The sequence below is a fragment of the Stenotrophomonas sp. AGC87 genome (genome assembly GCF_057333975.1).
In genome coordinates this window covers 47040-55707 of record NZ_JBHFHW010000025.1, presented here as the reverse complement: position 1 = coordinate 55707, position 8668 = coordinate 47040, and the positions used below count along the sequence as shown (strand labels likewise).

Genomic DNA, 8668 nt, shown 5'->3' with positions numbered 1-8668 from the left:
ACCTGCCCCTCCACCATAGAGTCATCAGCCGAGCCCGCGTTACGCCCCACGTCGGGCGGTAACGAAACTGCACCTGATGTTGTCGCAGATGGCCTAGTTGCTGCCTGTCACTGGCTCGACCGACCAGACAGCATCAGTGCCGCTCCCGTAAAGCACCAGCGAGAAGCGCGGGCCGCGGTATACCTCGGAGCGCCTCGCGCCTCTCGGCGCCTGAACGCGCAGCGTCGGCAGCGACACTCGCGCGGGAACATCGCCAGCCGGCAATGCCCAGAACACATCATCTGCGTTTCCAATGATCAGGTGCACGCGCCCTGCAAGGTCGTTCACCTGGTAATAGGTGATTCCTTCGCGCTCGAATCCATACACCAACCAGTTTGAATTCTGGCTAAGGTTCGCTGCCAATGGCTGCGTCTGTCCCAATCCGCGTTTCGCCAGTTTGACTCCGTGATCATCTGACTGCGCCATTCCAACCATCGGAACCGACGCGAGAATAACGACACCCACAACACCAACAATCCTTGGAATGCGCACATTTACCTCCTGATTAAAACGTTGAGGGGAACTTCAGCGATAGTAACCGTAAGCGGACATCCATCGATCATCAGGGTCCGCCTGAGCCGCCAGCACAGGACGACGATCCACCCGGCAACCAGGCCGAGGCTGCGACATTGCGCGGCACCCCCTCCCCCTAAAGTTACCGGTGAAACCGCCGCTACCAGTCCCGACCCACTCGGAACCGAGCGTACGCCTCATGCCGGCACTGTTGCAGGGCGCTGTTCTCAGCGACCACGGTGATGCCCTGCCCCAGCGGATCCTGCTGGTGGAAAACTCGCGCACGTTCACCAGCATGCTGCGTGAGGCGATCGAGCAGCGGCTGGAGCTGCCGGTCTCGGTGGCGACCAGCCTGGCCGAGGCCGGGCGGTTGCTGGATGAGGAGCAGGGTTGGTTCCTGGTCCTGACCGGCCTGGTACTGGCCGATGGCGACCGCGATACCGTGGTGGACTACTTCCTCTCGCGCGGGCTGCCCACCGTGGTGGTCAGCGGCGTGTATGACGAGGATCTGCGCAAGCGCGTGCTGCAGCAGCAGATCATCGATTACGTGCTCAAGAACACCCCGGGCAGCATCGATTATCTGGTGTGGCTGGTGCAGCGGCTGGAGCGCAACCGGCGCATTGCCGCGCTGGTGGTGGATGATTCGATGTCCGCGCGGATGTACGCCGCCTCCTTGCTGCGCATGTATGGGCATGATGTCTACGAGGCCGCCGACGGCGCCGAGGGGCTGAAGGCCATCGAGGCGCACCCGGCGATCCGGCTGGCGGTGGTCGATCAGGAGATGCCGGGCATGGAGGGCGTGGAATTCACCCGCCGCCTGCGCACGATGCGCTCGCGCGACAAGCTGGCCGTGATCGGGATTTCCGGCAATACCGACCCGTCGCTGATTCCGCGCTTCCTCAAGAACGGCGCCAACGATTTCCTGCGCAAGCCCTTCTCGCGCGAGGAGTTCTTCTGCCGCGTCTCGCAGAACGTGGACCAGCTCGAGCTGATCGGCACCCTGCAGGACCTGGCCACCCGCGATTTCCTGACCGGCCTGCCGAATCGTCGCTGCTTCCTGGAGCAGAGTCAGCGCCAGCTGCCGCAGCTGCACCTGGATGGCGAACAGGTGGCCGTAGCGATGATCGACATCGACCACTTCAAGCACATCAACGATACCCATGGCCACGAGGCCGGCGATGATGCGCTGCGCGCGGTGGCCGCAGCGGTCGCCCAGCATGCGCGCGAGAACGATCTGATCGCGCGCTTCGGAGGCGAAGAGTTCTGTCTGCTGGTACCGGGCATGGATGAAGAGCAGGCCGTGCATTACTTCGACGAACTGCGCCAGCGCATCGCCGCGCTGGAGGTCGACCTGGGCCACACCACCCTGCGCATGACGGTCAGCATCGGGCTGTGCTGCCTGCGGCCGCAGCGCGATTCCCTGCACCGGCTGATTTCCGAGGCCGATCGGCAGCTGTACCTGGCCAAGGCCGGCGGCCGCAATCGCGTCCACTGCGCCACCGTGGCGACCGGCCCACGCCAGCGCGAGCCTGCCCTGGCGCCTTGATCGAGATCAACGCGGCCCCGGCCGTGACTGCCTAGAGTCGCCCCCAGTTGAACAGCGCGGGGAACGCACCATGGCACTTCTGGTCTGGCAGGACGATCTGAACATCGGCATCGATGTCATCGATCACCAGCACATGCGCATCGTGGAGATGCTCAACCACCTGCACGTCGCCCAGAAAAGCCTGGAGCGGCTGGCCGTGGCCGAGGTCATCGACGAACTGGTGGACTACACGATGTCCCACTTCGCCTTCGAAGAAGAGCTGATGGAGGAAGCTGGCTATCCGTTCTGCTCGGCGCACAAGCGCGTGCACGAAATCTTCGGCAAGCGCGTGAGCGAGTACCGGCTGCGTTTCCAGGCCGGTGAGGACATCACCGAGGAGCTGCGCACGATGCTGTCGCGCTGGCTGTTCAACCATATCCGTGGCGATGACAAAGCGTACGCGCCGCAGGTCAAACAACACCTCAACCAGTTCGCGCGCGACCACCAGCAGGGCAGCTGGCTGGGCCGCACGCTCAAGCGCTTCTTCCGCTGATCAGCGCCCGCGCCGCCCCATCGCCAGCAAGGCGACGATGGTGATCAATGCGGTCACGCACAGGTAATAGCCCACCGCGACCAGGCCATAGCGCTCGGCCAGCCACGTCGCCACATACGGCGCCGGTGCGGCACCGAGAATGCCGGCCAGGTTGAACGACAAGGAGGCGCCGGTATAGCGCACCTGCACCGGGTAGATCTCGGCCAGGAAGGTACCGCACGGGCCGTAGGTCAGGCCCATCAGGAACAGCCCCAGCGCCAGGAACCCGAGCACCAGCCATGGGCTGCCGGCCTGGAACAGCGGCGCGAACACGACGCCGAAGGCGAGGATCAGGCCGCTGGCCACGATCATCGTGCGGCGCGTGCCCCAGCGGTCGCCATACAACGCGGAAATGGGAATGCCGGCGGCGAAGAACAGGATGCCGACCATCTGCAGCAGCAGGAACTGCTCGCGCGAGTAACCCAGTACGGTGGTGCCATGGCCGAGCGTGAACACGGTCATCAGGTAGAACAGCACGAAGGTGGCGAACGCCCCCAGAGTGCCCAGCACCAGCGTCAGCGGATGTTCGCGCAGCACCGTCCACATCGGCAGCTTGACCCGCTCGTTGCGGTCCAGCGCGGCCTGGAACTGCGGGGTCTCGTGGATGTTCAAGCGCACCCACAGGCCGATGCCGACCAGCAGCGAACTGGCCAGGAATGGCACGCGCCACCCCCACTGCAGGAAGTCGGCCTCGCTCATCGCGCGGCCCAGCAGCAGGAAGATGCCGGCCGAAAGCAGGAAGCCCAGCGGTGCGCCCAGCTGCGGGAACATCCCGTACCAGGCGCGCTTGCCGGGCGGCGCATTCTCGGTGGCCAGCAGCACGGCGCCGCCCCACTCCCCCCCCAGCCCCAGGCCTTGGCCGAAGCGGCACAGCGCCAACAGGGCCGGCGCCACCAGCCCGATGCTGGCATGCGTGGGCAGCAGGCCGATCGCCACGGTGGAGATGCCCATCGTGAGCAGCGCAGCAACCAGGGTGGCCTTGCGCCCGATGCGGTCACCGTAGTGACCGAACACCGCCGAGCCGACCGGCCGCGCGATGAAGGCCACCGCGAAGGTCGCCAGCGACTGCAGCATCGCCGCACCATCGCTGCTCTCCGGGAAGAACAGGTGCGGGAACACCAGCACCGCCGCCGTGGCGTAGATGTAGAAATCGAAGAACTCGATGGTGGTGCCGATCAGGCTCGCCAGCAGAATGCGGCGGGGAGAGTTCACGACAGGGGCGACAGCAGGTGTGGACATCGGGTACGCAGAAAAAGGCAGCTGCCGGATTCTGCCATGCCCACCCCATGGCTGCCGCGATGGTTGCAGACGAGACTGTCAGCCTGTGACCGGGTCTGCGGCCTGCGCATCCGACAGGAACTTCCCCGGCACCGCAAGGTCTCAACGCGGTCACCCCACCAGGACGGTCACGGATGTCAGCCTCACGGAAGAGTGCCGCCCCCTCGCGCTGGGCGCAGCCGGCCGCCATCGCCGTGGTGATCGTTGTACACGGGCTGATGCTGGGCGTGCTGCTGCGTTCACCGGCCCCCAACGGCACCGCCGAGGAGGCCCGCCTGGCGGTGTACTGGCTGCCGCGGCCGCTGGCTGCGCCGGCTCCCCCACCCTCGGTGACTCTCTCGCTACCCGCACCGCAGCCCCCGGCGTCGCCGCGCCTGCCTGTGCCACGTGTGGCCACGCAAACCATCTCATCGCCTGCTGCGGTGGTGGATCCGCAGGCGCCACGCGCCGTACTGGACCTGAGCGTGCCGGGCTCGCTGACGGGCAGCGGTATCGATGCCGCCTCGCTGGTTCCGCGCGTGCTGGGCAACCGCGAGGTACACCCGGCGTTCCAGCCCAAACCCAAGCGCTTCCGTATGAAGGCCGGGATGACCCCGGAGCAGATCGTGCACGGGATCTTCCAGCTGATCGGCGCCTGGCCCCCGGGCTACACGGTGGACCAGTGCCGCCTGACGCGGCAGCAGATCGACTACCTGCGCAACGCCGTGGATGAAATGGACCGCGACCTGCTGCGCGAGTCGCTGATCCGCCACAGCCAGGACTGCTGAGCGGCGTTACCCGCCCAGATGGATCCAGGTCGCCTTGAGTTCGGTGTACTTGTCGAAGGCGTGCAGGGATTTGTCGCGGCCGATGCCGGACTGCTTGTAGCCACCGAACGGGGCGGTCATGTCGCCACCATCCCATTGATTGACCCACACACTGCCCGCGCGCAGCCCGCGTGCTACCCGATGCGCACGGCCCAGATCGCGTGTCCACACCCCGGCGGCCAAGCCGTAGATGGAATCGTTGGCCATGCGCAGTGCGTCGCCTTCATGATCGAAAGTCAGCACCGACAGCACCGGCCCGAAGATTTCCTCGCGGGCGATGGTGTGCTGCGGATCAACCTCGTCGAATACCGTCGGCTCCACGTAGCTCCCACCGGGCACCACCTCCAGCCGCTTGCCGCCCAGCAGCAGGCGCGCGCCATCGGCCTCACCACGTGCTACGTAATCCAGCACCCGGCCGGCGTGCGCCTCGTCGACCAGCGCGCCCATCGCGGCGTCCGGTTCGAACGGATGCTGCGGCTGCATATGCCGGCCATGCGCCAGCACCCGTGCAACGAAGGCATCCTTGATCGAGCGCTGCACCAGCAAACGCGAGCCAGCCGTACACACCTCGCCCTGGTTGTAGAAGATCGCGGTGGCTGCCGCCTGCGCAGCCTTGTCCAGATCGGGCGCGTCGGCGAACACCAGGTTCGGGCTCTTGCCGCCGCACTCCAACCAGGTGCGCTTGAGATTCGATTTCCCGGCGCATTGCAGCAACCGGCGACCGACGGCGGTGGAGCCGGTGAACGCCAGCGCATCCACATCCATGTGCAACGCCAACGGTTCGCCGGTCCGCTCACCATGGCCGGGAAGCACGTTGAACACGCCATCGGGCACCCCCGCTTCGGCCACCAGCGCGGCCAGCCGGATCGCGCTCAGCGGCGAGCGCTCGGAGGGCTTGAGCACCACGGAATTGCCCGCCGCCAAGGCGGGCGCGATCTTCCACGTCGCCATCAGCAGCGGGAAGTTCCACGGCACGATCACCGCCACCACGCCCACCGGCTCGCGGGTGATCAGGCCCAGCGTATCGAGCGCGGTCGGGGCGACTTCGCCATACACCTTGTCCACCGCCTCGGCAGTCCAGCGCAGGCAACGCAACACACCGGCAAGATCGCCTTGGCGCGCGTCGCGTACGGGCTTGCCCATGTCCAGGGTCTCCAGCAGCGCGAGCGCATCGGCGTGTTGTTCCACCAGGTCGGCCAGCCGCAGCAGCACCTGCTTGCGGTGCGACGGTGCCGCCCGCGACCAGTCGCCCGCATCGAAACTGCGACGCGCCGCGGCGACTGCACGATCAACGTCCGTCGTGTCGGCGTCGGCCACCTGCACCAGCACGCGGCCATCGATGGGGCTGACGCAGTCGTAACGTGCGCCGCTGGCTGCGTCGACGTAGCGCCCATCGATGAACGCCTGGCCTTGGAAGGTCAGTGCATCGGCCTGGCGTTGCCAGTCGTCACGGGTGCGTGCGGTGGTCATCGGCGTCGTCCTCATCCACTCATTCGGGTAAGGCGGTTATACCCGGCGCCGTCACGGGATGACGTGAGGCGAGTGCGATAAAGTCGTGACCATCGCGCCCTTGCGGAGTGCCTCATGCCTCGTCCCGATTCGTCGTTGTCGACCCTGGCCAGCCAGGCACCCGCAGACCTGGATGCCTACTGGATGCCATTCACCGCCAACCGCCAGTTCAAGGCCGCCCCGCGCCTGCTGGTACGCGCCGAGGGCATGTACTACCACGACATCGACGACCGCCCGATCCTGGATGGCGCGGCCGGCCTATGGTGCTGCAACGCCGGCCACGCGCGGCCGCGGATCGTGCAGGCGATCCAGCAGCAGGCGGCCACGCTGGATTTCGCGCCACCGTTCCAGATGGGCTCGCCGTTGCCGTTCGTGCTGGCCGAGCGCTTGGCTGCACTGGCACCGGCCAGCCTGGACCATGTGTTCTTCACCAACTCCGGCTCCGAAGCGGTCGACACCGCGATGAAGATCGCCTTGGCGTACCACCGCCTGCGCGGCGAGGGCCAGCGCACCCGCTTCATCGGCCGGGAAAAGGCCTATCACGGCGTCGGCTTCGGCGGCCTGTCGATCGGGGGCTTGCCCAACAACCGCAAGACGTTCGGGCCGTTGCTGGCCGGCAGCGATTTCCTGCGCCACACGCTCGATCTGGAGCGCAATGCCTTCAGCCCCGGCCTGCCACGCCACGGCGCCGAACTCGCAGAAGACCTGGAACGCCTGATCGCGCTGCACGATGCGTCCACGATCGCGGCGGTGTTCGTCGAACCGATCGCCGGCTCGGCGGGGGTGATCCTGCCCGCACCGGGCTACTTGCAGCGCCTGCGCGAGATCTGCGACCAGCACGGCATCCTGCTGGTGTTCGATGAGGTGATCACCGGTTTCGGCCGGCTCGGCAACGCCTTCGCCGCGCAGCGCTTCGGCGTCACCCCGGACCTGATGACCTTGGCCAAGGGGCTGACCAACGGCGCGGTGCCGATGGGCGCGGTGCTGGCCAGCGACGCGATCCACGGCGCCTTCATGCAGGGCCCACCGGCCGCCATCGAGTTCTTCCATGGCTATACGTATTCCGGCCACCCGCTGGCCTGCGCAGCGGCCCTGGCGGCGCTGGATACCTACGCCGAGGAGCATCTGTTCGAGCGCGCCATCGAGCTGGGCGACTACTGGCAGGCGCGGCTGCACAGCCTGCGCGGGCTGCCGCATGTGGTCGACATCCGTAATTTCGGGCTGATCGGTGCTGTCGAGCTGATGCCGCGCAAGGATGCCCCGGGCGCCCGCGGCTACGAGGTGTTCGAGCGCTGCTTCCGCGATGGTCAGCTGCTGGTGCGCTGCACCGGCGATGTCATCGCCCTGTCGCCCCCGCTGATCCTGGAGCGCAGCCATATCGACCGGATCATGGACGTGCTGGGCGAGATGATCCGCGCCACCGGCTGAGGCTGAATCCGCCGGCGACGACGGCGGCCGCCGCGATCCTTACAATGGTCGGTCACGTTTCGCTCGCGTACCGGATTGCATGGACATTGTCGTCAAAGAAGAACTCAAGGCCTACATCGATCCGCTGACCCCGGACGAGCACGACGCGCTGGAGCGCAGCATCCTGGCCGAAGGCTGCCGCGACGCGCTGGTGCTGTGGGGCGAGGTGCTGGTGGACGGCCACAACCGCTACGGCATCTGCCAGAAGCACGGCCTGCCGTTCCAGACGATCCAGAACACCCGCTTCCAGTCGATGGACGACGTCCACCTGTGGATGATCGAACAGCACCTGGGCCGCCGCAGCGTCTCCGATTTCCAGCGCGGCGTGCTGGCGCTGCGCAAGCGCGACATCCTGGCCGAGCGCCACCGCGCCGATCAGGCCCAGCTGCAGAAGGAAAGCGACGGCGAGATCAGCGGCCCGGCCGATGCCGGTGACGAGGACAGCCCGCCGTGGGCCGCCGCGCCGAAGGTCAGCCGCGCCGACATGGCGCGCGAAGCGCGCCTGAGCAGCAGCCAGGTGACGATGATCGAGCGCATCCACAAGCAGGCCGCACCGGAGCTGGTGGAAGCGGTCAAGACCGGGGCGATCTCGATCAGCGCCGCGGCCGCCGTGGCCGACCTGCCCGAAGACGAACAGCGCGCCGCGGCCGCCGCCGGCAAGGACGAGCTCAAGCAGGCCGCCAAGCGCGTGCGCGAGTCCAAGCGCAAGCCGCGCAAGCCGGTCCAGGAGGTACTGCACAGTGCCGATGGCGACGCCGAGATCGACCCCAGCCGCGCCGCCGAGATCGCCGATGCGCTCAACGCCCTGGGCGAAGGGCCGGGCGAACTGCGCCAGCGCATCATCGCGCTGACCCTGGAAAACGACACCCTGCGCCTGCAGCTGGCCGTGCTGCGCAAGCAGGTGGCGGACATCTGAGGTAGTGGCCGGGGGGGGGGGGG

Annotated in this window: 8 protein-coding genes; 5 read left to right on the top strand and 3 right to left on the bottom strand. The window is 67.1% G+C overall.

Going from position 1 to position 8668, the window contains the following annotated elements; translation table 11 throughout:
• Positions 1–93: 93 nt before the first annotated feature.
• Positions 94–531, bottom strand: coding sequence for a hypothetical protein (locus tag ACE026_RS09200; RefSeq protein WP_486038757.1), 438 nt, complete (start codon positions 529–531; stop codon positions 94–96).
• A 220-nt stretch (positions 532–751) separates the two neighbouring features.
• Between ACE026_RS09200 and ACE026_RS09195 the strand changes: the two genes are divergently transcribed.
• Complete coding sequence (locus tag ACE026_RS09195) at positions 752–2098, top strand: diguanylate cyclase (protein WP_486038756.1); 1347 nt, start codon at positions 752–754, stop codon at positions 2096–2098.
• A gap of 70 nt (positions 2099–2168) precedes the next feature.
• The gene (locus tag ACE026_RS09190) at positions 2169–2630 is read left to right on the top strand and encodes a bacteriohemerythrin (protein ID WP_486038755.1); all 462 of its coding nucleotides are present in this window, start codon (positions 2169–2171) and stop codon (positions 2628–2630) included.
• Here ACE026_RS09190 and ACE026_RS09185 read toward each other — a convergent pair whose 3' ends face one another.
• A complete protein-coding gene (locus ACE026_RS09185) occupies positions 2631–3908 on the bottom strand; it encodes an MFS transporter (protein ID WP_313217782.1) in 1278 nt (425 codons plus the stop codon).
• Between the two features lie 173 nt (positions 3909–4081).
• Between ACE026_RS09185 and ACE026_RS09180 the strand changes: the two genes are divergently transcribed.
• Positions 4082–4714: a hypothetical protein gene (locus ACE026_RS09180; RefSeq protein ID WP_486038754.1), complete on the top strand. Its 633-nt coding sequence runs from the start codon at positions 4082–4084 to the stop codon at positions 4712–4714.
• Between the two features lie 6 nt (positions 4715–4720).
• Here the strand turns inward: ACE026_RS09180 and ACE026_RS09175 are convergent, their stop codons facing one another.
• Complete coding sequence (locus tag ACE026_RS09175) at positions 4721–6223, bottom strand: aldehyde dehydrogenase (protein ID WP_486038753.1); 1503 nt, start codon at positions 6221–6223, stop codon at positions 4721–4723.
• A 114-nt stretch (positions 6224–6337) separates the two neighbouring features.
• Between ACE026_RS09175 and aptA the strand changes: the two genes are divergently transcribed.
• Positions 6338–7690 (top strand): omega-aminotransferase AptA, encoded by a 1353-nt coding sequence (gene aptA, locus ACE026_RS09170; protein WP_486038752.1) that lies wholly within the window; start codon positions 6338–6340, stop codon positions 7688–7690.
• A 79-nt stretch (positions 7691–7769) separates the two neighbouring features.
• The gene (locus ACE026_RS09165) at positions 7770–8645 is read left to right on the top strand and encodes a plasmid replication/partition related protein (RefSeq protein ID WP_486038751.1); all 876 of its coding nucleotides are present in this window, start codon (positions 7770–7772) and stop codon (positions 8643–8645) included.
• Positions 8646–8668 lie beyond the last annotated feature (23 nt).